27 protein-coding genes, 1 pseudogene and 1 other annotated feature are annotated in these 24965 nt (G+C 47.2%); of the genes and pseudogenes, 4 read left to right on the top strand and 24 right to left on the bottom strand.

The features are described from left to right. The first annotated feature begins 85 nt into the window (after positions 1-85). The 4 genes from KNO90_RS08300 to KNO90_RS08285 all read left to right on the top strand — a co-directional run bounded on the left by KNO90_RS08300 (position 86) and on the right by KNO90_RS08285 (position 3310). Entirely contained in the window at positions 86-1216 is a 1131-nt protein-coding gene (locus tag KNO90_RS08300) for a cysteine desulfurase family protein (RefSeq protein WP_215113435.1), read from the top strand. Continuing rightward, a complete protein-coding gene (locus KNO90_RS08295; protein WP_214739720.1) occupies positions 1194-1733 on the top strand; it encodes a transcription repressor NadR in 540 nt (179 codons plus the stop codon). The genes KNO90_RS08300 and KNO90_RS08295 overlap by 23 nt, the downstream gene beginning before the upstream one ends. 107 nt (positions 1734-1840) lie before the next feature. Then, the gene (locus tag KNO90_RS08290; RefSeq protein WP_214739718.1) at positions 1841-2419 is read left to right on the top strand and encodes a DedA family protein; all 579 of its coding nucleotides are present in this window, start codon (positions 1841-1843) and stop codon (positions 2417-2419) included. A 117-nt stretch (positions 2420-2536) separates the two neighbouring features. Then, positions 2537-3310: an NUDIX domain-containing protein gene (locus KNO90_RS08285; protein WP_214739716.1), complete on the top strand. Its 774-nt coding sequence runs from the start codon at positions 2537-2539 to the stop codon at positions 3308-3310. 44 nt (positions 3311-3354) lie between these two features. Here the strand turns inward: KNO90_RS08285 and KNO90_RS08280 are convergent, their stop codons facing one another. From KNO90_RS08280 to KNO90_RS08165, 24 genes and pseudogenes are all read right to left on the bottom strand, one after another. After that, positions 3355-4620 (bottom strand): hemolysin family protein, encoded by a 1266-nt coding sequence (locus KNO90_RS08280; protein ID WP_353047839.1) that lies wholly within the window; start codon positions 4618-4620, stop codon positions 3355-3357. A 49-nt stretch (positions 4621-4669) separates the two neighbouring features. Next, on the bottom strand, positions 4670-5959 hold the full coding sequence (gene obgE, locus KNO90_RS08275) for a GTPase ObgE (protein WP_074035227.1): 1290 nt from the start codon (positions 5957-5959) through the stop codon (positions 4670-4672). Continuing rightward, positions 5960-6400 (bottom strand): Spo0B domain-containing protein, encoded by a 441-nt coding sequence (locus KNO90_RS08270; protein WP_214739709.1) that lies wholly within the window; start codon positions 6398-6400, stop codon positions 5960-5962. It abuts the gene before it with no gap. A 66-nt stretch (positions 6401-6466) separates the two neighbouring features. Further along, positions 6467-6748, bottom strand: coding sequence for a 50S ribosomal protein L27 (rpmA, locus tag KNO90_RS08265; RefSeq protein WP_015881155.1), 282 nt, complete (start codon positions 6746-6748; stop codon positions 6467-6469). 12 nt (positions 6749-6760) lie between these two features. Then, complete coding sequence (locus KNO90_RS08260) at positions 6761-7096, bottom strand: ribosomal-processing cysteine protease Prp (RefSeq protein ID WP_015881154.1); 336 nt, start codon at positions 7094-7096, stop codon at positions 6761-6763. A gap of 3 nt (positions 7097-7099) precedes the next feature. Next, positions 7100-7408: a 50S ribosomal protein L21 gene (gene rplU / locus KNO90_RS08255; RefSeq protein WP_015881153.1), complete on the bottom strand. Its 309-nt coding sequence runs from the start codon at positions 7406-7408 to the stop codon at positions 7100-7102. A gap of 15 nt (positions 7409-7423) precedes the next feature. Beyond that, positions 7424-7496 (bottom strand) — a sequence feature (ribosomal protein L21 leader region). 55 nt (positions 7497-7551) lie between these two features. After that, positions 7552-8877 carry a ribonuclease E/G gene (locus KNO90_RS08250; RefSeq protein WP_215113434.1) on the bottom strand — a complete coding sequence of 442 codons (1326 nt, stop codon included), beginning with the start codon at positions 8875-8877 and terminating at the stop codon, positions 7552-7554. Between the two features lie 43 nt (positions 8878-8920). Further along, positions 8921-9778: a septum site-determining protein MinD gene (minD, locus tag KNO90_RS08245; protein WP_214739706.1), complete on the bottom strand. Its 858-nt coding sequence runs from the start codon at positions 9776-9778 to the stop codon at positions 8921-8923. A 5-nt stretch (positions 9779-9783) separates the two neighbouring features. Continuing rightward, on the bottom strand, positions 9784-10452 hold the full coding sequence (locus KNO90_RS08240) for a septum site-determining protein MinC (protein ID WP_251127408.1): 669 nt from the start codon (positions 10450-10452) through the stop codon (positions 9784-9786). A gap of 5 nt (positions 10453-10457) precedes the next feature. After that, positions 10458-10952, bottom strand: a complete 495-nt coding sequence (gene mreD / locus KNO90_RS08235; RefSeq protein WP_214742352.1) for a rod shape-determining protein MreD — start codon at positions 10950-10952, stop codon at positions 10458-10460. Between the two features lies 1 nt (position 10953). After that, the gene (mreC, locus tag KNO90_RS08230) at positions 10954-11844 is read right to left on the bottom strand and encodes a rod shape-determining protein MreC (RefSeq protein ID WP_214739702.1); all 891 of its coding nucleotides are present in this window, start codon (positions 11842-11844) and stop codon (positions 10954-10956) included. 13 nt (positions 11845-11857) lie between these two features. Beyond that, positions 11858-12895, bottom strand: a complete 1038-nt coding sequence (locus KNO90_RS08225; protein ID WP_214739700.1) for a rod shape-determining protein — start codon at positions 12893-12895, stop codon at positions 11858-11860. Between the two features lie 198 nt (positions 12896-13093). After that, complete coding sequence (locus KNO90_RS08220) at positions 13094-13534, bottom strand: hypothetical protein (RefSeq protein ID WP_214739698.1); 441 nt, start codon at positions 13532-13534, stop codon at positions 13094-13096. 69 nt (positions 13535-13603) lie between these two features. Beyond that, entirely contained in the window at positions 13604-14434 is an 831-nt protein-coding gene (locus KNO90_RS08215) for a DUF2785 domain-containing protein (RefSeq protein ID WP_215113433.1), read from the bottom strand. A gap of 72 nt (positions 14435-14506) precedes the next feature. Further along, the gene (locus tag KNO90_RS08210) at positions 14507-14704 is read right to left on the bottom strand and encodes a hypothetical protein (protein WP_214739694.1); all 198 of its coding nucleotides are present in this window, start codon (positions 14702-14704) and stop codon (positions 14507-14509) included. Between the two features lie 160 nt (positions 14705-14864). Beyond that, positions 14865-15173 (bottom strand): annotated as a pseudogene (radC, locus tag KNO90_RS08205) (RadC family protein); the annotation flags it as partial. A gap of 26 nt (positions 15174-15199) precedes the next feature. Next, on the bottom strand, positions 15200-15979 hold the full coding sequence (locus KNO90_RS08200; RefSeq protein WP_215113432.1) for a hypothetical protein: 780 nt from the start codon (positions 15977-15979) through the stop codon (positions 15200-15202). Positions 15980-16406: 427 nt separating this feature from the next. After that, positions 16407-16676 carry a holin gene (locus tag KNO90_RS08195; protein WP_215113431.1) on the bottom strand — a complete coding sequence of 90 codons (270 nt, stop codon included), beginning with the start codon at positions 16674-16676 and terminating at the stop codon, positions 16407-16409. A gap of 1 nt (position 16677) precedes the next feature. After that, positions 16678-17667 (bottom strand): N-acetylmuramoyl-L-alanine amidase family protein, encoded by a 990-nt coding sequence (locus KNO90_RS08190; protein ID WP_215113430.1) that lies wholly within the window; start codon positions 17665-17667, stop codon positions 16678-16680. 69 nt (positions 17668-17736) lie between these two features. After that, complete coding sequence (locus tag KNO90_RS08185) at positions 17737-18273, bottom strand: phage holin family protein (RefSeq protein ID WP_215113429.1); 537 nt, start codon at positions 18271-18273, stop codon at positions 17737-17739. A gap of 76 nt (positions 18274-18349) precedes the next feature. Further along, on the bottom strand, positions 18350-20440 hold the full coding sequence (locus tag KNO90_RS08180; protein WP_215113428.1) for a DUF859 family phage minor structural protein: 2091 nt from the start codon (positions 20438-20440) through the stop codon (positions 18350-18352). After that, on the bottom strand, positions 20441-22036 hold the full coding sequence (locus tag KNO90_RS08175) for a phage tail spike protein (protein ID WP_215113427.1): 1596 nt from the start codon (positions 22034-22036) through the stop codon (positions 20441-20443). Further along, positions 22036-22686, bottom strand: coding sequence for a hypothetical protein (locus tag KNO90_RS08170; RefSeq protein ID WP_215113426.1), 651 nt, complete (start codon positions 22684-22686; stop codon positions 22036-22038). The genes KNO90_RS08175 and KNO90_RS08170 overlap by 1 nt, the downstream gene beginning before the upstream one ends. Next, positions 22683-24962, bottom strand: a complete 2280-nt coding sequence (locus KNO90_RS08165) for a phage tail protein (protein ID WP_215113425.1) — start codon at positions 24960-24962, stop codon at positions 22683-22685. The genes KNO90_RS08170 and KNO90_RS08165 overlap by 4 nt, the downstream gene beginning before the upstream one ends. Positions 24963-24965: the final 3 nt, after the last annotated feature.

The raw sequence follows: 24965 nt of genomic DNA, 5'->3' as shown, positions 1-24965 counted from the left end.
CCTGTTTTTCATATGTAATGTTGACTTGTAAACTAGTTTCGCATAATTTTGTGTAGAAGACAACATGAGAAAAGGGGAGTCCATCATGAACCGCTACTTCGACTACGCCGCTACACACCCGATGACACATGCAGCATTAGACCATTACGTGGCGATGGCCAAAAACGTTTATGGGAACCCATCATCACTCCATACCCAAGGTTATATGGCAGAAGATTATTTAACGGAGGCCCGTCGTCTATTTAAACAAGCTCTCGGGGTCGACGTTTTTAAAGGGAAATTATTATTCACAGGTAGTGGTTCTGAAAGCAACTATATTGCGTTGACGAGTTTACGGAAACGAATGAAAGGAAAAGAAGTGATTACAACTTGGCATGAACATGACTCGGTCGCTCTCTTACTTGAGGAATGGGAGCGTGAAGGTGTGATCGTCCATCGGTTAAAGCTGAAAGATGGTAAATTTGATATAGAGGCGTTCACCCATTTATTAGATCGTGATATCGGACTCGTCACTTTCCAACATGTCAATTCCGACACAGGTTGGGTGCTACCGCTTCACCATATTCAATGCCTGATCAAATATAAAAAGATTCTCTTCCATGTGGACGGGGTACAGGCGCTCGGCAAAATCCCGATTTCTGTCGAAGGAATTGACGCCTATTCATTCAGCGCCCATAAGGTCGGTGGACCGAAAGGGGTCGGTGCGCTTTACATGGATCGATTGATTCCTCCACCTTATTACCCGGGTCATCATCAATATGGGATTCGTCCAGGAACAATTGATGTGCCTGGGATCAGTGCTTTCGTGAAAGCTCTCGGAGAGCGTCAAGAACAACTGACACGTTTTCAGAGAAATTTCATGGCATTTCGTGCTATCTTGAAAGAGAAGACGTCAGCGTATGTCAAATGGCTCGAGTTTGACGAACAAAGTCCCGCCATTTTTTCCTTCGTATCCCATCAGCGCGATGGACAATGGTGGATGACGGAGCTCGATGACCTCGGATTCCAAGTATCGGCCGGGTCGGCCTGTCGTGCCGGACAAAATGGACCAAACCGCATGCTTGAAGCACTTGGCTATGAAACGAGTGCCTGCCACGGACTCGTCCGCATTTCTTTCGGCGCGCAAACGACCATCGAAGACACATCGGCCCTCGCCGATGCCATCGTCACTTTAGCAAGGAGAGTCGAACATCATGAACAAACGTTTAGCCGGTGAAGAACGTCGCCGTACTTTACTTCACCTCATCGAATCGAGTAATGAACCAATCACCGGATCTGAACTGGCACGACACGTCTCTGTCAGCCGTCAGGTCATCGTCCAAGATTTGTCGCTATTAAAGGCGAAAGGTCATCAAATCGTCGCGACCGCTCGAGGGTATGTCTATTTGCAAGGAGACCTCAGTCCCTCTACTTATTCCAAGAAGGTAGCTTGTCGTCATACGGCTGATGAAATGGAAGCGGAAATGAACGCCGTCGTTGACGAAGGCGTGACCATTAAAGACGTCATCATCGACCATCCGGTATACGGCTCCATCACTGGACAACTGATGGTGAAGAGCCGTCGGGACGTCCGCGCTTTCCTCGAACGGGTGAAGACTCACGGAGCAGCGCCACTCTCTCAATTGACGGGTGGCCTTCATATCCATACGCTTGAATCGGATCATAAAGAGGCGATTGATGCGGCAGTCAAAGAACTGGACCGACTCGGCATTCTCGTATCCGAATTAGATTGAAGAGACGTCACGAATATGTGACATCTCTTCTTTTTCTTTTAGATGATGTCCGTTATACTGAGGGATGGAACAACTTTCCTGAAATCTAGTTGAAAGGAGGACTCGTCATGAATGTCCTCGAGCATTTGCTCGCCGCATGCGGGGTCTTTAGCATTCCCATCGGTATTTTGGTTCAATTCATCCCGAACGAACTCGTTCTCGCATATGGTGGCTTCCTCGTTGACTCGCATGATGCGCCTTTTTTTCTCATGTTCCTACTCGCGTGGGTTTCCTTCACGCTCAGTCAGATTGGACTTTACTGGATCGGACGCTTTGGGGGGCGCCCTGTTGCCTTGAAACTCTATCGCTATTTTAGAATTCGGCAAGAGAAACAACTTCGCGCCGAGCGTTGGTTTGAGAAGTATGGCGCATGGATTGTCTGCCTCAGTCTGTTTTGGCGACAACTCTTTGCTGTCAGCGCCGGTGTGATGCGCCTTTCCTTCCGTAAATTCTTGACGGTCACGACACTCATTTTTGCGGTTTGGTCATTCCTCTTCATCCATTTAGGAATGATGTTCGGAAGCAACTGGCGGATGATCGGTCATGTGACAAATGATCTCCTTCCCTTCCTAGCTCTCGGAGTCGGCATCGTACTCGTCGTTCGCCACCTTCGTCATCAACCAAAACGTGTGAAAGAATCAGCTTAACTGACGCTGATTCTTTTTTTGTTGGAAAGGGAAACGCTCTCATCTGTCGAATAAGTACGATGTAAGCGAATCGCGGTCACATAAAAGATACCGCACAACGAAAAAGGAGGAATCACCATGTTCCATCGCCGTAAAACGTATACGATTCGACCTGAACGCCTGCAAGAATTCACCGACTTCTTCCATACATACATCTACCCCATTCAAGCGTCCCACGGCGCTCGTCTCGTCGGACGTTGGGTGACCGAAGACCAGTCTGAGGTCATGGCCTTATGGGAATATCGGGACCGGGAACACTATGAACAAGTAGAGCGGGATTACCGTGGTAGCACGTTACGACGAGAAGCGATGAAAAAGCGGGCCCGCCTCGGAAAAGACTTGTACATCAGATCGAGCGAAGAGTTCATGGTACCAACAGGGCACTACACACCACCCCGGACGATTGTATCCGTGACGGCTTACATCACGAACGAATCAGGTGAAGTCCTCCTCGTCAAGAATATGCATCGGAACGACTCATTCGAAATGCCTGGGGGACAGGTCGAAGAGCATGAGTCCATCGCAGACGCCATTCATCGCGAAGTGCTCGAAGAGACAGGAGCCGAGATCAAAGTCGAAGGCATCACCGGAATTTATCAAAACGTCTCATCCCGCGTCCTCTGTGTCACGTTCCGCGCCAAATATGTATCCGGCGACCTCAAACCACAAGCAGGAGAAACACAAGAAGTCGGATTCTATAAAGTTGACGCGAGTAACGTCGATGACTACATCAAACGAGAGCATTTCCAAATGCGCTTCCTCGACGCCATTGACCCGACCTATTTGCCATATGCCATTTACAAAGTACGTCCATACGAATTGATGGAGCGCATCGAGCGACAATCCGTCTAACGCAAAAAAGGGATGATCCGCTATGAGCGAATCATCCCTTCTCTTTATGCTTCCTGCATATCATCTTGCTGCGATTGTCCAGTCTCCACTAACAGTTTCCGGACACGGCGTTTCTCCACGTGGAGAACGGTGAACGTCATGTCTTGATATGTGACTTGTGCACCTTTCTCCGGGATATCACCGAGCAATTCTACGAACCAACCGCCCATCGTGTTCGAATCGACGTCTGGTTCTGCAATCCCCATCTCTTCGGCGAATTCATCGACGTCCATGTCAGCCATACACTCGTAGACCCCTTCACGGAGACGTCTGAGGTAGACGACGGATTCGTCGTGCTCATCCCAGATATCGCCGACGAGTTCTTCGAGCATGTCTTCTAACGTGACGAGACCCGCCGTGCCCCCGAACTCATCGAGGACGACAGCCATGTGAGATTGTTTCTGCTGGAGAATCGGAAGTAGTTCAATCAATTTTGTCTGCGGTGACACGAAAGTGAGTGGACGAATGAGCGAACGAATATCGGTCACTTCATCTCCCATCATCGAACGTAAGAAGTCACGTTCCGACAAGACACCGATGACGTTATCGATCGAGTCTTTATACACCGGTAAACGGGAATGACCTCCACTGAAAATCGTATCTTTGATTTCATCGAGCGAGTCGTCGATGTCGACGGCCAGAATATCGATTCGTGGCGTCAACACATCATCGACCGTGATATCGTTGAAGGCGAAGGCGCTGTGGACGAGCTCTGCTTCCGTCTCTCCGAGCACGCCCTCCTCTTCTCCCATATCGACGAGTACTTTCAACTCTTCTTCCGTGACAGATGGTTCCTTGTCTTTCATCCCGATCATTCGGAGCGTCAACTTCTTCAATCCGGTAAAAATCAACGTCACCGGTTTGAGGACTTTGACGAGGAACACGAGAATCCCACTGATGAGTAGCGAATACTTCTCCGCAAACTCTTTCGCGAGCGATTTCGGCAAAATCTCACCGAAGATCAAGATGATGACCGTCGTTGCGAATGTCGACACAAGAAGTCCGGTACCGCCACTAAAAATCGATGTGGCGATGGCGGTCGACACCGTTGCAGAACCGATATTGACGATGTTGTTCCCGACGAGGATCGTCGAGAGCGTATCATCAAAACGGTCGACGAGACTAAGGACACGTTTTGCGGCTTTGTCACCATCTTCTGCCATCCGAATCATCCGGACCCGGTTCACACTCGAGAGCGCCGTTTCGGCTGATGAGAAAAACGCTGACAACATGACGAGAACTACATATAGAATTAAACTTGACGAGGGCACAGGGTCCACGTTAGCTTCACACTCCGTTTCTTCTTAACAAATAATTTTTTTATTCCACAAACTCGAATTCGAAGTCGAGAATCGCGACGACACTGCCGTCCTCGGCACCGAGCTTACGAAGATCGTCATCGACGCCCATCTGACGCATTTGACGAGCGAATCGTTTGATTGACTCATCATGGTCAAAGTTCGTCATCTTGAAGAGCTTCTCGATACGAGGGCCCGTGATCACGAAGCGATCGTATTCATCGATGTGGATTTGATAGCCTTTCTCTTCCTTCTCATAACGATACACGACACGAGGCGTCGCTGTCTTCTCTTCGAGCTCATCGAGTGGAAATTCAGGTGTTGTATCGACAAAGTTCGCCACTTCGATTAACAAGTTACGAAGACCATCTTGTGCGAGTGCTGAGATCGGGAAGACTTTGACATCGTCCCCTACCTTCTTCTTGAACTCTTCGAGATGTTCCTCCGCGTCCGGCATATCCATTTTGTTCGCCACGACAACTTGTGGGCGTTCGAGAAGACGTAAATTGTACGACTCGAGCTCACGGTTGATCGTCGTGTAGTCTTCGAACGGGTCGCGTCCTTCCATGCCACTCATATCGATCATGTGAACGATCACTTTCGTCCGTTCGATATGACGAAGGAACTGGTGACCGAGACCGACGCCTTGGCTCGCCCCTTCGATTAGACCTGGAAGGTCGGCCATGACGAAGCTGCGGTCGTCCGCTGTCTTGACGACACCGAGGTTCGGTGTGATCGTCGTGAAGTGGTACGCACCGATTTTCGGACGTGCCGACGAGACGACCGAGAGAAGCGTTGATTTCCCGACAGACGGGAATCCGACGAGACCGACGTCTGCGAGGAGTTTCAACTCGAGACGGAGTTCACGTTCTTGACCTGGTTCCCCGTTCTCTGCGATTTCCGGAGCCGGGTTGGCAGGTGTCGCAAAACGACAGTTCCCACGTCCACCACGACCACCTTTTGCGATCGTCGCTTGTTGACCATGTTCCGTCAAGTCCGCGATGACAGTATCTGTCTCCGCATCGAAGACGATGGTACCAGGTGGCACTTTGACGATGAGCGGCTTCGCTTTTCGTCCGTGCATCCCTTTCGACATTCCTTTTTCCCCATCATGGGCAATAAACTTTTTCGAATAACGGAAATCAACGAGCGTCCGTAATCCTTCTTCTACTTCGAAGACGACATCCCCACCGTGACCACCGTCACCACCTGCAGGACCACCGTCTGGAACGTATTTTTCGCGACGGAAAGCGACCATTCCTTTTCCGCCGTCTCCAGCTTTTACAAAAATATTAACCTGATCGACAAACATTTATTTCCCCTCCTTTATGTGAAACGTAGTGGTATCTACGTTCTGTTCGTACACATCGGCTGACGCGATCACGTCGTCCGGGACAGCGCCCGTGACGCGAACCATCAGTCCGTCCGTGAACGTCACATGAATCGGCTCGTCCGTATATTCTAACAAGCGGACAAGCATCTCTGCCACTCGCGCGTCATCGATGACGAGTTGGTCGGTCAAAATCGTATACGTCATCCGACCTTCCCAATTCGCTTGAATCACGACTAGGCTCGTCTGTGGCATGTTCAGACGAACGAGCGCACTCTCCTCGTCGGCCTGTTTCCGATAGCGTTCGTAAAGTTCCTCGAGCTTAGTCGGATCGAGAGCCGCATAAAGCGAGATCAATTGAAGCCGATTCATCCATTCGTGACGGACGGTCGATAAGAGCTCGAGTGTCTGTTCTGAATCCATTTGATCCTCTCCTAGAAAAAAAGACTCTAACCAAATAAGTGGCTAGAGTCTTCTGCGTCGTTCAACTTACGCGACTGGGTAAACGCTCACTTGTTTCTTGTCGCGACCAAGACGCTCATAGCGTACTACGCCGTCAACTTTCGCAAACAAAGTGTCGTCGCCACCACGGCCAACGTTTTCACCTGGGTGAATCTTTGTACCGCGTTGGCGGTAAAGGATTGATCCAGCTGAAACTGTTTGTCCGTCAGCGCGTTTTGCACCGAGACGTTTCGAAATTGAGTCACGACCGTTTTTAGTCGAACCAACTCCCTTTTTCGAAGCGAAGAACTGAAGGTTCAATTGTAACATGAGGTCCACCTCCTATTGTTCAATTTGGATATATTCACCGTAGCTTTGGGCGATCGTGTCTAACTGCACGAGCATCCCTTCTAATAACAGTTGGGTGCGTTCCATATCCTGCGGTGATAAGTCAGGATACGTCTCGACATAAAAGTAACCACCCTCTGTTTGATCTGCCATTTCTACAAGAAGCGATTGACCCGCAAGCGTTTCGACGGCGTTATAGGCACCAAAGATGATGGCTGAAACACCGGCGCACACCAAGTCAGAACCAGGTTCTGCAAAATTGGCATGACCAGTCACTTCGACGGAGCGAATCGACTTCGCCTCGTCTCGTCTTACCTTGACCCGAATCATAGCTTACGCTTCGATTTTCTCGATGCGAACTTTCGTGTAAGGCTGACGGTGACCTTGCTTACGACGGTAGTTTTTCTTAGCTTTCATTTTGAAGACAGTGATCTTCTTAGCGCGGCCGTGTTTTACCACTGTACCGACAACTTTAGCGCCTTCTACGAGTGGAGCGCCGACTTTAACATCGTCACCACCAACGAAAAGAACCTCACCGAATTCTACAGTACCTTCGACATCAGCATCGAGTTTTTCGATGTAGATCTCTTGACCTGCTTCAACTTTGATTTGCTTACCACCAGTTTTGATGATTGCGTACATATACGTGCACCTCCTTGTTAAACTCAGACTCGCCATCCTGGGCAGGGCAAATACCTTTAAAACCCGTTCTGTGCGGTTGTAGCCATTTGGGTGCTTCCAAACGAACTAACGTTATAGATAATACCATTCTCAAATATTCATTGTCAACGCCGAGATAAGAAATTCTGACATTCCTCAGACGTTCCGTAAAAGGCGAACTCCGGCTCTCCTTCGACGAGATATACGTCGATGTCAAATTCATGCCACGAAGCTCCGTGCCACTTCTTAGGAAGGGAGAGGACGACCGCCTCATACTGTCCGATCAAATCCAGGAGCGCTCGTTCGAGCTGCGAGAAAATCGCAAGTTTCGAAGGCTTCCCATCATAAATCATACGGTCTTGAATTGAGCGACCGGTCCGTTCACGTGATAACTCGAATAAACCCATGCGCGTAAAGCCATACACTTCGACCCGTCGTGGGTCACGTGCCCCGAGTTCTTTCATCTTTTTGAGGAGACGCGTCTGTCCTTCCTTTGAACCTCGTAAGAAATCGATGACGATCATGCCGCCGATATTTCGCAGACGCAACTGCTCCATGATTGAATAGAGAGCGGCTTCATTGATGGTATCGGCCGCACGCCCCTTATCTTTGACGGCGACATTCTTTCCGCTATTCACGTCGATGACGGTCATCGTCTCGACTTGTTCAATCAAGACGAACGCCCCACCATCCAACCAGACGGCACGGCTCTCGAGCTTCTCAATCGTGCTGTCGAGACGTTTTGCCTCGGGCATCCGCCCTTTCCCGATATGACGTTGTACCGGGACTTCCAATCGCTCTAGTCTCGCTTGCCCTTCCTTGTCGTTCAGGAGGACGGACTCGACCGCATGACGTCGCACGAAATGTTCACACAATAACTCATCTTGTCCGTAGCGTTGTTCGATCACCGTCTTGGAACGGTCACGCAAAAGATGAAGTTCTTCCTGTAACGCCTCTGGTGACACTTGTCCGGCTTCCGTGCGAAACAGGACTCCTTCCTCTTCCGTAAGGTCGAGCGCTTTGGAGAGGCGGTCCTGCGTGACGAGGTCGAGCTTCCGGCTGAACAGTTGCCGACGGCCAAACGGGAAATACACAAGATATCGTCCACCGAAGCGGATGTTCTCTGTCACTTTATGATGCTTGCCGTTGATGCCTTCTTTCGTCACTTGGACGAGTCGCTTCTCCCCGACGACTGCCGCTTGCCCGATGGCCGGTACTTCCGGATACGAGGCGAGCGCACGGAGCGTCTCCGCGATCGGGAGAAAGAACGTCGTCTCCCCGTCTGTTAAAAACGCCGCTCCGAGCGACGGATGGATCCGTTCGATTGCGGCTTCCACAATGGTCCCGACCGACAGTTGGTCGACGAACCGTTCTTCGACTTCAAGCAATCGTTCTCCATCCACGAGCATCGCCCGTTCGATGGACGGGGTTCGTTCATAGATTAACTTCATGTGCATCACTCCTTCCGACAGAAAAAGGCAACTTTCGTTGCCTTTACGCTTTTTTCATTCCAAATTTCATCATGAGTCGTGCCCAGAAGCCGACCGGTGTCGTATCTGTCTGAATCGACATCAGTGGAACGGATTCACCGAGAATACGACGCGTGATGTTTCGATACGCCTGTCCGGCATAGTTATCCGGGTTCATCGTGACCGGAACCCCGCGGTTCGCAGCCGCGATGACTTCCTCATCATCGATCACGACGCCGAGTAAGTCGATCGACAAGATGCGCATGATGTCATCGATGTCGAGCATGTCGCCCGATTCGACGAGATGGTTCTTGACTCGGTTGACAATCAGTTTCGGCGCCTCGATATGTTCCGCTTGCTCGAGCATCCCGATGATTCGGTCTGCATCTTGAACAGCTGCCTTTTCAGGTGTCGTGACGACGATCGCCTCATCCGCACCAGCGATGGCGTTCATAAATCCTTGCTCGATTCCAGCAGGACAGTCGATCAAAACGAAATCATATTCCGTCTTCAACTGGTCGACGATTTCTTTCACTTGTTCAGGATTGACCGACGTCTTGTCTTTTGACTGTGCGGCCGGAAGTAAGTACATCTCCTCGAACCGTTTGTCGCGAACGAGCGCTTGATTCAACTTACATTGTCCCGTGATGACATCGACGAGGTTATAAATGCTCCGGTTGTCGAGACCGAGAATGATATCGAGGTTACGCAATCCGATATCTGTATCGACGAGACAGACCGAGTGTCCAGACAAAGCGAGCCCCGTCCCGATGTTAGCGGTCGTCGTTGTCTTGCCGACGCCCCCTTTTCCTGATGTCACGACGATGGCTCTGCCGTTTTTCACTACTTTTTCTGTATGTACAGGCTCTACTACTTGTTCCATTCCACTCACCCTCTCTGTAATTCCATTGCATATGCGTCTTTCAGACCCGTCATGACGTGACGGAGACGTGTCATCTCAATCCCGTCATTTGTCTGATACGCACAACCCATCTCAATCTCAGGAAGTTCTTCCTCGTCACCGGCTGTGAGAACATGGTCACCGATTGCCAAAAACTTTGGATGGAGCAGGCTCGCGGTAATGACCGCTTCTTCCCATCCTTCGACACCCGCGCGCACATTTCCTCGTATCGTCCCTAAACAATAAATACTTCCTGTCGTTCGAACTTCCGCACCGGGATTGATGTCCCCGATCACGAGCACCGAACCGTCAAACGTCAAGACCTGACCGCTACGGATTGTTCCACTATGATAATGGAACGTCTTTCTGCCGTAAGTTGCTTTCGCCTCTTCCGTCAACATGACATCGCTCGACAAGTCTTCAATATAAAAAACGCCATGACGAGCGACGACCTCACGAATTTGACGTGACAGCTCCTCGTCAATATAACGAGTACCCGCGTGCAACTTCAGGGCAATCTTTCCGGACGGCGGCTCCATTTCTTGTAATGTCGCTTCTAAGTCCGTAAGCACCTCGTCGATGCCACTCTTCGGATTGAAGTGAATGGCAATGCCGTTGCGATGTCCTTTAATCGTAATGTGTCGTTTACGCTCCATCATGGCTACCCTCTTTTCGCAACAGGGCGTGTCGTCACATAGCGCGTCATCGGATAATAAAGAATCACGATGGCGATGGCATTGACGAGCATCGTCCCTGGAATCTGTTCAACTAATAGTGTTTGAATCGTCATCAATGTCCCACCAATCGCCGCCATAATCCCGTAAATGGAAAAGGTGAAAACGAGAATCATAAACGTGAACGTGATGGTGACAGAGAAGAAGTTCTCACCTATATATTTTAACACGAAGCTGGCTAAGAGAGGAATGAGTGAAAAAGTAAATACGTAAATTCCAATCAGGTCGGTGTAGACGATATCATACAGTAATCCGAATACAAGACCGAATCCGAGTGCCGTCTCCCATCGACCGTACAGACTGACAAACATCAGTCCGATCAGTGTCAACAAAAGATATGGTGTGGCATAGTGCCAAGAAAAAATCGATGCCCACGTTCCTTCAATAAGAAAAAGGAGGAACAGGGCGATGAACACTTTCATGTTACTCACCCGCTGCTCCTCCTTCCTCGGGACCCGTTAAAAACGGTTCGTCTAGTGTCCGATCAATCACGTACATTTGTGAGAACTCATTGAAGTCGGCCTCCGGTTTAATCCGGGCGACTTGTGAGACGCCGTATTCATCCGTCTCGATCGACTCGATCGTACCGATGACGAGCCCGGCCGGATATCGTCCACCGAGTCCGGACGTCGATACAATTTCTCCTTCTTTCAACTTGACGCTATTCGATACTTTCGTGAAGAACAATTCGTTCGTCTCCGTGTCGAATCCGTCAACTGTCCCGTACGTCGGTTTGCCGTCCGCATCTTTGACGACAGCCGAGACGTTGTTCGTCCGGTTGTTGTCACTGAGCAGTTGGACTTGCGACGTATAGGCACTTGTCTGAATGACACGACCGACCATCCCGCTCGCCGCGGTCACGGCCATGCCCTTCTCAACGCCGCGTTCTGAACCGACGTTGATGGTGACGTAGCGTTGCCAATCGTTCGGTGTCCGACCGATGACTTCCGCGGGAATGAGGTCAAAGTCGCGTAACGACTTATCTTTCGCTTCGACCATCTTTCGAAGCTCCTCATTCTCACGACGTAAATCATCCGCTTCAACCGATACCTCGGCGTACTTCGCCAAATGTTCTTTCAGCTGGCGGTTCTCTTCGTAGATATCGCGGACGTCTGAGATGGATGAGACCGTTGAGTCCATCCATCCGATCGGTACCGCGAACACTCGCTGGAACGTGCCGACCACATCACGCGTGACATCTTGGTACCAGGCTGATTCCGATCGTCCTCGAATCGAAACCCCTAAAATGACGAAAAACAAGATCAGTACAATTAGCGTGATGATGAGCTTTTTATTACGTACGAATCGGCTCATCGTGTCTCACCTCTCATCGACGTGACGAGATGCCTGATTTCGAACGGAGGACGTCCATCATTTCAAGAGATTTCCCTGTACCGACCGCTACGCAGTCGAGTGGCTCATCCGCAACGAGTGTCGGGATGTGCGTCTCGTCTGAGATCACATCGTCCAAGTTTTTGAGGAGCGCGCCGCCGCCTGTCAAGACGATTCCGCGGTCCATGACGTCAGCCGCAAGTTCAGGTGGCGTTTGCTCAAGCGTTTGCTTGACCCCTGCCAAAATCGCTTCAACTGTATCCGAAAGAGCTTCACACACTTCTGCAGACGTGACTTCGATTTGTTTTGGGAGTCCTGTTACGAGGTCGCGACCACGGATTTCCATCTTCTCTGCTTCGTTCGATGCGTCGATGCGCGCCGAACCGACTTCCATTTTGAGCGTCTCGGCCGTACGTTCCCCGATCATGAGGTTGTACTTGTTCTTGATGTAACGAATAATGGCATCATCCATTTCGTCACCACCGACACGAATCGATTGGCTTGTCACGATGCCGCCGAGTGAGATCACTGCGACTTCGGTCGTACCGCCACCGATATCGACGACCATCGAGCCAGTCGGTTCCCAAACCGGGAGACCTGCACCGATTGCTGCCGCGAACGGTTCTTCAATTGTGTATGCTTCACGAGCGCCCGCTTGTTTCGCAGCATCTTCCACGGCACGTTTTTCAACAGACGTGATACCGCTTGGGACACAAATCATGACGTTCGTCTTCGATGAGAACAAACCGCCTTTTGATTTTTGAGCTTGCTCCATGAAGTATTTGATCATCGTTGCTGTCGTTTCAAAGTCAGCAATGACGCCATCTTTCATCGGACGACGTGCAGAGACGTTACCTGGAGTACGTCCAATCATATCTTTGGCCTGGTTACCAACGGCCTCAATTCTACCTGTATCTGTGCGGAACGCCACGACGGACGGCTCACGTACAACAATTCCTTGACCTTTTACATAAACGAGCGTATTAGCTGTTCCAAGGTCGATTCCGATTTCTCGGTTAAAACTACGAAACATAGGTGTTGCTCCTCTCTTCGTTACACTATTTTTTATTATAACGGAAAAATCATGTTTGAAAACGTTCATTCGATTACAGGTTATTTACAATAACCGCATCTCAGTCCTGTCTCACCGTCTATTAGTTTGCCTTCTTTTCGGCAAAAAGGCAAATCAAAAAAGCAGACGCAAGTGAGCGTCTGCCTAGGAAGAGAACGGTTACAATCCTGGTTGAAGTGGAAGCAGTAACAACGCTCCGTAGAAAAATACCGAGAAAATCAACACCGGGCGAAAGAAGCGGGACGGTTTCACGCGCGTCGCTCCAGATAAAAAGCTTGAAGTCGTCACGACGAAAAGATAGATGCCGACATACATCAGGAGTAAGCGGACGAGCACCGTCCAAATGCCAAGTTGGTCGAGTTCATTGAAAGAGAGCACAAGCAGACCAATATAAGCGATGAGCGAGAGAACCCCTATGCCAACACCAACGAGCGGTGAAACGCGATTGAGCCAATGGTCCTCTTGAAACCGAAGGAATAGCGCTGTGCTCACAAATACAAATAGCATGAACACAACAATCGAGAAGATGGTAGGTTCTAAATGTATGTAACTCACAAATAGCGATACTATGACCATCAGAATCCAAATTATTTTTTCCATAAAATCACCTCGTTTGATTTTAAATCAAATTTCATATCCCAATTAGGAAAGTATGTTGTATTTATAACATCACAACTTTTTCAGTATGACGAGAATAGATTGTTGGATCAGGTCATGCCGCTGCTCTTCGTTTAAACGGACATATAGACTCTTCAAGAATGTTTTCACATTATGGACGACGTACCAATATTTTTCCTCATCAAGATGTTGCTTACGTTCCTCTAAGAGATGTGGAAGTTGCTCTACATGGCGAAGAATGACTTCGGAATCCATCCCTCGTTCGAGTAAACGCAGGAGCGGATTGATGAGACGTTCATCTTCATCATGCGCCAATATGTCGGTACGCATGACTTGTACGATGATGATATTGAAAAGTTCCGGAAATGACTTCGGATTTAGTTTGGGATTTGCAATCAGCTCGTCCAACGCGTCTGCCGCGTGGGCAATCGAATGGGCCCACCCCTTACCATTCACATAACCTCTTGCATCTCTCTCGAGCTGAAGATATCGAATCAAACCATCTGCTGCCTGCCGGAATTGGTCTTCTGTCAAAAAGTTCGTTTCTACATCTCGATGCAGAATCAAAGCCATCAATAAAGTTGTGAAAGCTCTCGTGAAGACAGCATCTGACTGTGTTTCCTCAATTCTATGAAACAAGAGAGCATGCAAGGACGTCTCAAGGAGTTCACTCATCTTGTCGAAATCGAGGTCTTTTTGTTCAATGATAAGGCGATAGAACATCGTGTATATAAGGCGATCACGGAGTTCGCCGTCCGTTGACCCGATATGCTGAACCATACTTGTGAGAATGGCTTCTTTGTTTTTTTCGTAATACGTCAAATCTCCATCTTTCATCACCTGGAGGACTTCTTTTAATTCATTTTCCGATAATACATTCATATGCGTACACCGCTCTTCTCAATTTGATTCTTTATCTACTCTTTAGCCAAAGGACAGTCTAGATAGCGCTGTTCATTCAGACCTTTCATTCGGATGTTGTGACGACTTTTCTTCTCCGGAATAAATCATCCATAAACTCAACATCAAACAAATCAATCCGCCCAGCCCAGTCGTGATCAAGGACAATTGCTCATCAAAAAATGCTTTACTGACTGCTAAGAAAAGGAGAAACAGCCAACCGATCACATTCCATATCGTGATTCGCGACATTCGGTAACCTCCTATGTACAAACTCATGCATCATTATTTCTACTCTCTTCAAATTTTACACTTCCATTTATCATTTTCCAACTATATCCAAAATTTAATGAGGTGCCAGTGCTCTCGTAAACACAAAAAAGCAGACATCACGATGCCTGCTCTCTACTCCTTACCCATTCATATATCCCCGCTGCTTCATGCTGACGTAATGGTCTTCCCCGATGATGACGTGGTCGAGACAGGCGATGCCGACGATATTGCCTGCTTCGACCAAGCGTTCGGACACCTCGATGTCTTCCCGACTCGGGGTCGCGTCCCCGCTCGGATGATTGTGCACGGCGATAAAGCATGCCGCCGACAACTTGAGCGCCTCACGAAACACATCGCGCGGGTGGACGATTGACGAGTTGAGCCCTCCGACAAAGAGCGTCTTCCGAGCAATTAGTTGGTTCTTCGTATTCAAATACAAACATATAAACTAGATATAAAAACAAAATAGAGTCTTCAGTTTGCTTCAATATATTCAAGGACCGATTGATCTTTTTTTAGTAGATTAATCTGTCCTTTATACTTCGAGTCCAAACTACCTAAAACAACTAAATGGTACTCTTTTTCTGGATCAACTATATCAAGTTTGTTATGTCTATATACAGTAGCTCTGTTAATCCATTTCTCATCTTTCTTAACTTTTATGAATAATATATGATAAGTGAAGTCTTTTTTCGATATTTTGGTTTTTACTTCGAGCCTCACTTTTCCATAGAAAACATAAATTGAGTCGCTATCCCTTTGTTGATTAAATTCATTAGTTAACAACTTTCTTGGTAACCTTTTTGTTCGCGTTCCAGAATTGGTTTTCGTTTTTATAATGTAAGGGTTGGTTGCAAGCGTTGAAGGTGAAAGAGTAGATTTTTCGTTATTTTTAGAGTCAATATGTTTCTTTATTTCTTGAACTAATATTGAATGAAGAAATGATTCTATTTTTTTAGAATCTTTCATTTCTTTATAGACACCTATAAATTCTTTTTTTGTAGCGTCATCATATTTCAATGTACAGTTAGGATCATGTGAATTATTATCATAAGCATTAAGATACGAAGAGTTTCCCGAATTTCTTTGAGTGAAATTCAATTTAGCCTCTCGACATTCTCCACAATACATCTCACCTCTATAATAGGTAAACGATTTATCTCGATACTTCGTATAATCCACTATTACTTGTAGTGGTAAAAGTCTATCCTCTGTTTTAAAATAAAACTCTTGAAATTTGTTATTTTCAGTCATAACATCCCTCCTACAAATCACATCGGTTATGAATCAATTATCTTTAGTATTGATAGTTGATATAACTTTCGGGATTCGTTTTTCTCACAGAGTATATTCATAATTCATACATGTGACAATTCCTCCCCAACCTCATATGCTCTTATTGAGGTGATAATTATGAAAGTAATGAATCGACGTTTCATGCTTTACGAAGACACCTATCAGTTCATACATACTAATCTCATAAGAGCTTCTTTGGATCCGCTAGTAACTTTTCGTGTGCTCGAGGTAAATCCAAGGAGGATGGGTTACTTAGTTGAGGTAACTAGTAATGAAGAAACATGGTGGCAATGGATTTATGAGGGTCGAAGACTCGGTCCTAAAATGCATACTAAACCAGGACGCAAAAAGCCCCCTACCCGATGAGGGCAGGGGGCGCTTGTCTCTATACCTTTGTCTTTCCATCTCTTTGTTTCCCTACCTCATAAAGTCCGGTTGATGCTAACCCTGCAATAGCTCCCGACCAAATCCGGACATACATATCAACTGTTGTAAAAGGTGTTGCGGCAATTCCTACTAATACACCAATCACTAACGCGACAAGCGGAATCAAATTCTTTGGGATGCTGACGGTCTGTTTTGCAACTTCACTCAACCCCACAATTACAGGTGTAATCAATGTGACGAGTAACAATAATTCTGATGGATACGTCATTTCATTTCTCCTCCACTTCAATTTTTTGCGGACTATCTTTTAATGCGTCGGAAATAGCTCGAAGGATGCTGTCTTCTTCTTTGAATGCACCAACCTGCTTTCCGTTGACGAGCACACGTCGAATAGAACCTTCATTTTTTATAGCCTGTTCTTTTTTAGTAGCAATAAAAGTGAAATTCTTTCCGTAACTGCTTGGAATGTACTCACCTCCATACAAGCGATACCAACCGTTTTCAATCTCGTAAATATTTCTTTTAGCTCCCTTTTTAATGACGATAGGGACTTGAGTGCCGAACTCAGGACGGGCATACGTTTGAACATCCCGCAACATAATCGCTTCGCCCACTTTCGTTTGTTTGCCGGATGGTTGGATGACATAAGGTGTTTCTTTTTCGGTTTTGTACGTCACGCCGTAGTACTCACATACAGCCATCGCCAATTCTCTCGCACACTCTTGCTGGAACGATTTATCAATCATCAATAGCGCCTCACGGCTGTGGTCCATGAAACCAAGCTCGAATAAGACTGCAGGCATCTTCGTATATGCCGTGACATAAAGTTGTTGCTTCACGACACCCCGGTTCTTCTGTACCGTACCTTTGGTGAGATGCCCTAACGCAATCTTGGCGAACTTCTCCGATTTGCCGCCACTTGGATCGATATGGGCACTAAACCCTTCCGGATTGCGACCCTCGAACGTTCCATCAAATGCATTGTAATGAATCGAAATGAATAGATCCGCACGGGCTTTGTTTGCCGTGTTTACTCGAGTTGATAACGGCGTGTCGAAATCTGTTGGTGCCGTTTCAACCGTGTTGAATCCATTTCGCTTCAACTCTTTTATCAAGTAAGCTGCTACCGCTTTGTTAAATTCATTCTCCGGAATAAATCGACCGATGGATTGAATGAAAGGTGTTCGTTTCCCTGGTGTTAGTGGCGCCAGCCCATGACCATCATCAATAGCAATTAAATAATTCGATGCTTCAGTCATCATTCTTCCTCCTTTGATAATCGCAAATAAATAACGCCACCTATTTCAAATAGATGACGCTTGTCTATTTCATTCTCGTTTTTCATCTTTCGCGGCTGCTGCAGTCTCTTTTTGCGACGTATCTGATTCGATTGATACTTCACGACTTACCGGTTGAACTTTTTCATCATCTGAAACCACTTCTTCTGCTATTCGATCAACTGTAGGAGCTTGCTTCTCTTCTTGAAGTTGAGCAAGGACGTCTACAAGTTTCTTGGGTAATCGGACATCAAGAAGTGCACAATTCTCAGCAAAACTTAACATCTCACGGGCAATATAATAGTAAATCACTAAAGTCCGTAGAATCGGTTGAGAATTGTTCAACAATTGATCAGCAAAAACAGCGACGATGATTACGCAAAAGACGATACCCTTTCGGATGCCGCCCCAATACATAACATCGCTATTCAGTTTCTTGTGTTTAAGCGCCGCTAAAAACCCAGTCACATAATCGATTAAAATAAGTGTGATGAGAAGTTTAATCGACACGTCCCATCCGCCAAATGCTGAAGTTGCAGCCGTGGCAGTCGCGGCAATTATTCCTTCTATAATAGTGTGGGGTCGCATCCAGTCTCTCCTTTCTATAGAAACACATGCTATTTCTCCTTTATGAAATTTATTGATCAACCCTTTGAGCTCAGATTCATATGTTTTCTAGTACCTGTATTCGATTCGTTAATTCCTCAACGCTCATTCTCAAAGCCAAATTCTCGGATGCGAGTTGTTGAATCGCTTTCCATGCCATTGTCGTCATGGCGTATCCGTCAATCGCTTCGCCTGTGGCATCTACGATTTCTGACGGTGCCCCTTCTTCGATTACTACACCAAGTTTCCTCTCACCCAATGGGGCGCTTTTTAAGTTGTATGTTCTAACTCGAGTTCCCACAATCTTAGCAAGTGCATCTTCTGCATAGTCCTGAATATTCTCCTTGAACTTAATTGAAGAACTGGTCGCAAAATTTCCGGCCTGTATAGTCGTGGAGGCTGAAGACCCTCCCATGGTTCTCGATATAAAAACGAAGCGATTGGTGTCAGAAGCACCAGAGAAATATAATTCTCCGCGCTGATAAGTTCCTGAATGTGAAGAGGATGAGTTGTATGGTTTAACGTACATATAACCAGAATTGTGAACAAATCGTCCTTCAACATTATGCCAATCCCCGTTATAGTTTCCACCAACATTGACATCTCCAGTCACCTCGAAGTTTCCTATTACCTTCAAATCCTGGAGTGATTGATTGTCGGTATGCCCAACTCGAAATTTAGTCGTAAAACCAACAGCTAAGTGAAGGGAAGAATCAATTGCATCGACATAAGTGGTTTTGATTGGTTGTTTGAAAACGCTCGGCATGTTGACCGTCAATTTATCTGTCGTCGAAACCTCTCCAAATGAAATTCCTTTTCCGCTCGCATTGTAGTCCATCAAGACAAAAGCTGTATTGAGATTGACAACCTTTTCGGACGAAGAGTATGCATCTTTTGCAACAAGTCGAACCTCGTATGCCAAGTTGACGTCTGCCGGAACGATAACGCGTAATGTTGGATTGGATGAGTTGCTATCGACTGTAGCGCTTGTCCAATCAGTCATTCCGACAGCTCGATATTCTAGGGTAGTTAAAAGCACGTTCGTTGATTGGATTGAGGCATAATTTACTGTTCCGACAAGCTGCATGTAAGCACCTTGGGGGTTCTCGTCCCCGGTCGGATCACATCGTACCGCGGTCAAACTGACCACTTGCGGATTATGATAGCTTTCGACTGTAAAGGTCGATGTTACCGTTTTTTTACGTCCGCGCGTATCCGTCACGGTCGTCTCGATTGTATTTGTCCCGGACGATGTTAAAACATCTGTCGTAAAGCTATTTGTTGTATAAGTCGCACCGTTAATTTTCGTGGAGCGGTTCGTAATAGTCGCACCATACAAACTCGCAGCGCTCAGTGTGATGCTCACCTTCGAGCGGTCCTGCACATAATAACCGTTAAACAAATCGACCCCTGTTTTCGTAATCGTAAGTGCTGGAAGGATATCTTCAGGTACATACAGTTTGAGTGTTTTCGTCTCGGTACCAATCAAAGAGTTACCATTATACGTTTTGCAGTAGATCGTACACGTGGCGTTCGTTCCGTCCGTAATCTCGTTGGCGAGAATAATTGAAGGTGTCCACACATGTGAAGTCGTGACATTTGTTGCAATCGTTCCTGTCGAATCACCGATTTTGTATGTCAGTGTATGCGTAAAACTACTTGATGCTCGGTTGGTATAGATTGTGACTGATTCATCACGTAACCAAACATAGTAATCATTCAATGTCGGTTTCGACGTTCGCGGAATCGTCGGGAGTGTATAACTTTTTTTAGTAAGGGCAATTGTCCCATAGTAAGTTCCATTCAATGAAACATTCGCATCAAAGTACCCGTCCAAATCAAAGTTGGCCGTCCCATCTGAATCGTGATAGACATAAAAAGTTTTTGAATGAATCAACTTCTTTTGATTACCGCTCAATGAGGCCATGTTGCTTGCAGTTTTTCGGTCCCATGAACCGTTATTATATTGAATACCGGCTGTTTTGCTTGCTGACGAGTATACGACATATCCACTTGAGAGTGACATCCAGTACAGGCGTGCCGTGATGGTGCTTCGATTGCTCGTTACCGACTGATGATCAAGTTCCCATTCCATCTGAAGTCGGAATCCGGTTTCAACCGTTGCATAAAATGTGCCTGAACTTGCCATTTACATCACCTTCCCGAAACTTAAATTGCCGTTTGAACGTGGAGTGAATTGAAAATCTCCAATGCGAATCGAATTCAGAAATCGTCCATCTTTAACATACAGGTTATTGTCCTCGAACCATGCGACTGAGACACCATTTTGTTTAAACGTGATTGCGTCGTTTTCGATGACAAGCTGCAACGGGTTTCCTGACTCACCTAACTCGATATTGCCGTTGACGAAGCGAATATAACGCTGAATCTCTTGAAATTCAGATTGCGTCTCACCTTCTAAATTACTCACGACCTGCTCCAACTCGTTGAACTGAAACGTGAAATCTTCGCTTGTTTGAGTGAGAGATGTCGAAACTTCCGTTTTGTATGTTTCAAAATCCGTCTTTGCCGTATAGGTTGATGCCACGTTTGTTTGAATTTCTTCTGCTGTCTGCTCGATACTTGATGAGATTGATTCGACCGAGGAACGCACTTCGTTAAGTTTCTCATTGGTCACATAGTCGGACTTGATAGTCTGTATAGCTGCATCCGAAGAAAGTTTTTGGCCGATGAAAGTCTGATACGAGGTTCCGATGGTAATTGTGTTGTTTTCGGGTTTCTCAAGGTTTAGCGTCATCTTTTTGATCAGGTAGGAATCGTTGATTTCATGCGGGAGACTGATCACTGTCACATATTCGAAGATACGTAAATCATCGATGGAAACATCCTGCATATTGCGATCAAGTGCATTTAATTCTAGATTCATGTTCGTCTGAATAGCTTCAGCAAGCGCCTCTCGTCCTTTCGTCAATAAATTATCGGGCACTGTGACGTCGTTGAACTCGACCACTTTGAATATCCATCCGTACGCCTCTACCGCGTCTTGATCATAGATATAGTCAACCCCCGCATTGACACTTTTGACATCAAGTCGTCTCTCGTCCCCTTCCTCCTCTGAAATTTTCGATCCGATCGGAATGATGGCGGTCGCGATATCCTCCCCTTTTTGATCTCGTATGACATCGAGCAGGTTACTTCCGAGTTCAATCGTTTGCAGTGTGGTATAAGGTGAATCTTCGAGATAGTCAAGATAGTTGATATCGTTCTCTCGACGGATAACCAAGTAACCTCCCAATAAATTGAGAAGTTTGCTGTTCAACACTTCCCAAGTGGTTGGATAGGATGCGTCTGAGCGAACGATGTAATTATTGTCGTCCGTCACGGTGACGGTACCAAGTACGAACTGCTTGTTTGATTCTACCTGTGCATTATGCTCCGTCAACAGCACCGTCAGATAATCTTCGATGCTACCCGCATGCTCATATGGACGTTGGATTGAGTCGTTAAAATAAGCAAGGTCTCCCTCACAGATAACTTTCTTTTGGTTAAAAAGTGCGCTCTCATCGTTTAGCACACGACCGCGAAAAACGAGATGCGTACGTTGATACACCTCGATAATTGATTTCATTCGATAGATTTGCCCGTAAAGGGGATGACTCGGATAAATCATAAAGTCGAACGCTCCCGCCTTGTTGACTTCGAGTGATATTTGCGGTTCATGGAGGGTCAACGCTTCGACTCGTGGATCATAGAGTAATTTTCCATCGCAATAGACCGTATACATCATAGCGCCCCCTCTCTGTACTCAATTTTAATCGTCGTTCCTTCCGCCGCAACGAGTGTGACAACGTTATCCCCTTCGCTGAGTATGAGGTTCGTCAACTGGTGCTCGCCCACACCGAGGGAGAGTGACGTGTCTTGGAATTCGATATTGAGCGCATCGCTCGTCGTGAACACCGGTACGACACGTTGTCGCGAATTAGGAAGCGTGATCGTCTGTGTCCCTGTCTCATCAATCACGATGTGATAGACCGTCTTTATTTTTTTGTAAAGGTATGGCTCACAGACCGCCGAAACACTCAATCGCAAAATCATTCCATCTCGCTCAAACGACGTGCGACAGCGTCCAATCAGATAGTGCTCTGGGAGTTCGATCACTTCAATAGTTCGTCGTTTACCATGCAGATGAGCGCGAATTTTCCGTTTCAGTGGTTCCCATTCGCTTTGAGGACCACCGAACGCAAACGTCGCTTCGAATGAACGATTCTTATATGACACTTCACCCGTAAGTGCCTCCGTCAAATCGAGTGCCCCGTCGCCGAAAGGAATATCAACATAACTCTCCTTAGGTTCTGGTTCCTCGATATTAAATGAAGTGCAAATCATGCCCCATTCCGAATAGGATGAAACTTCATCAAAAGTCACTTGATTCATGCGCGTCCACGTCCTTTCAAGCCTGATTCATGACCAAGTTGACGATCAATTTCTTTTCGGAGCGCCCCGACGAGCGCACCGTTTTGCATGACGATTTGATAATCTTGGTCACGCAATAAGTCTGCGATGGTATCGAGTTTATTAATCATACTCTGCATGCTCATGTTCCGCGCGATGCCGTCCCCGATACCACCTAACGTTGACTTGTTGAGAGGCAAAATTGCCTCGGGTCCGGCTTCTCCTACCCCATGCAAGCCACCAGGCGTGTTGAAGAGTGTCGGACGGTCAAAAATACCACCTTTCGCGTGCCACGCGACACTAAATTTCGGATAGGGGATGGAAATCCCACCGACCTTTTTCGATCCCATCGAAACGTTGACGTTCGGGAGTTTTGGTTTCGGGATGGAGATGCGCATGTTGCTAAAGGCACCTTTGATGGCACCGATGATTCCAAGCACGGTTGACTTAGCCGACTGAATCGGGTTTGTTATGGCAGAGCGCAATCCGCTGAACACGCGCGAGACGACCGAACGGATACCATTGACGGCACTCGAGATCGCAGAACGCATCGAGTTGAATACCGAGACGCTCGCTGCTCTCAAACCTTGTAGAATATTGACGACACTCGAACGAATGGATGACCAAATTTTAACGAAAATCGCCCAGATTCCATTCAGAACCGATGAGACAATCGCTTTGTATGAAGACATCATTCCTTTGATGATCGAGCCAATGTTTCTTAGAGTGCTCGAGAGGAAGGCGCGAATCGTATCCCAGATATTTTTGAATGTCGAAACAATCGTGTTCCATGCGCCTCTCCAGTCTCCACGGAAGATGGCCAAGAATGTTTTTACGATTCCGAGCACGAGTGACGTCCCAACCTTTATGACCGTTTTTATGATATTCCATGCGATTTTGACTGCGCCGACGATGACCATAAACTGCCCTTTAAACACTGTGACCATAATATTCAGCGCCACACGTACAATTGTTTGAATGATACTCCAAGTCGCACGAACGATTCCCATGATTTGTGCACCGTTTTGCTTCCAGAAGGTAGATAAGACTGCAAGTTGTTGCCTTACGAAGCTGACGACAATGCCTACTGCAGACAACACGAACGATTTAATAAAACCAAAGACCTGATTCGTTTTTTCACGGAATCCGTCCATATTCATATAAAGCGCTACCCCGATTGCGATAAGTGCCGCAATGGCAGCGATGACCAAACCAATCGGGTTCGCCAGGAGTGCTGCATTCAGTCCACTCTGTGCGAGTGTAGTCGCAAACGTCGTTGTTTTCCACGCAGTCATAAGCAATTTCATTTTTGATATCGCACTTGCGATACCTGTAATGATTTTAAATGCAGCGATTGCTCCGACAAGACCCGCGAGGACAGGGATTAACACGTTCGCACGTTCTTGTAAGTACTGGATCGATTCCTTCATCTTGTCGATGGCCAATTTCGCACCATCAATCGCCGCTTTTGTCTTTTCTTTAATCAATGGCATATTCGCGATAATCCAGTCCAAAAACTGTTGCAGTTTCGGGATGACGGCCGCACCGATTTTGGTGACGAATCCACCGAGCGTCCGCTTGAGCGTGTCCATCGTGTCGGTAAATTTGACCCCTGCATTGACCGAGTCGTCGCTGAGGACCATTCCCATCTCATGTGCTTTCTTCTTCGCGTCTTCGAGCGATAGTGATCCGTCTTGCAACGTCGGAAGCAGGTCACGACCCAGCTTCGTACCGAACAACTCACTCGCAAGGGCTGCTTTCTCCTGCTCGTTCTCCATCTCTGATAGTGTTTTGATGGACTGCGCGAACGCGTCTTCGGTCGAGAGTGTTCCGTTCTTGACACCCTCCATGTCGATTCCAACCGCTTGGAGCGCTTCTGCATACTTTTCGTTTCCTTCTGCCGCAAGACCCATCCTTTGATTTAATCGCCCGACCCCTTTTTCAAGCTGATCCTGCGCCAACCCATTCTGACTCGCCCAGTACTCTAGTTCCTGGTAACCTTTCATACTGACGCCCATCCGCTGCGAACCTTTGTGAATGGCATCTGCAGTCGCGGCAGATTTTTGCGCCATGCCGACGAGCGCTGTTGCGCCGGCTGCTACACCAACCGCGACGACTTTACCAACCTTTTTCGCCGCATCGCCCATTTTTGAGAACATGCGAGAGGATTCACGCGCGCGCTTGTCGGATTCTTTGAGTTTGTTGATGGCGTCTTGATTGTCAATCATGACCGAACCGAATAAGCGAAACAATTCCATGGT

It is taken from the genome of Exiguobacterium sp. s63 (assembly GCF_018617335.1).
Taxonomy (GTDB): domain Bacteria; phylum Bacillota; class Bacilli; order Exiguobacteriales; family Exiguobacteriaceae; genus Exiguobacterium.
The sequence above is the reverse complement of the archived record's forward strand: the minus strand, read 5'-3'. Positions and strand labels throughout refer to the sequence as shown.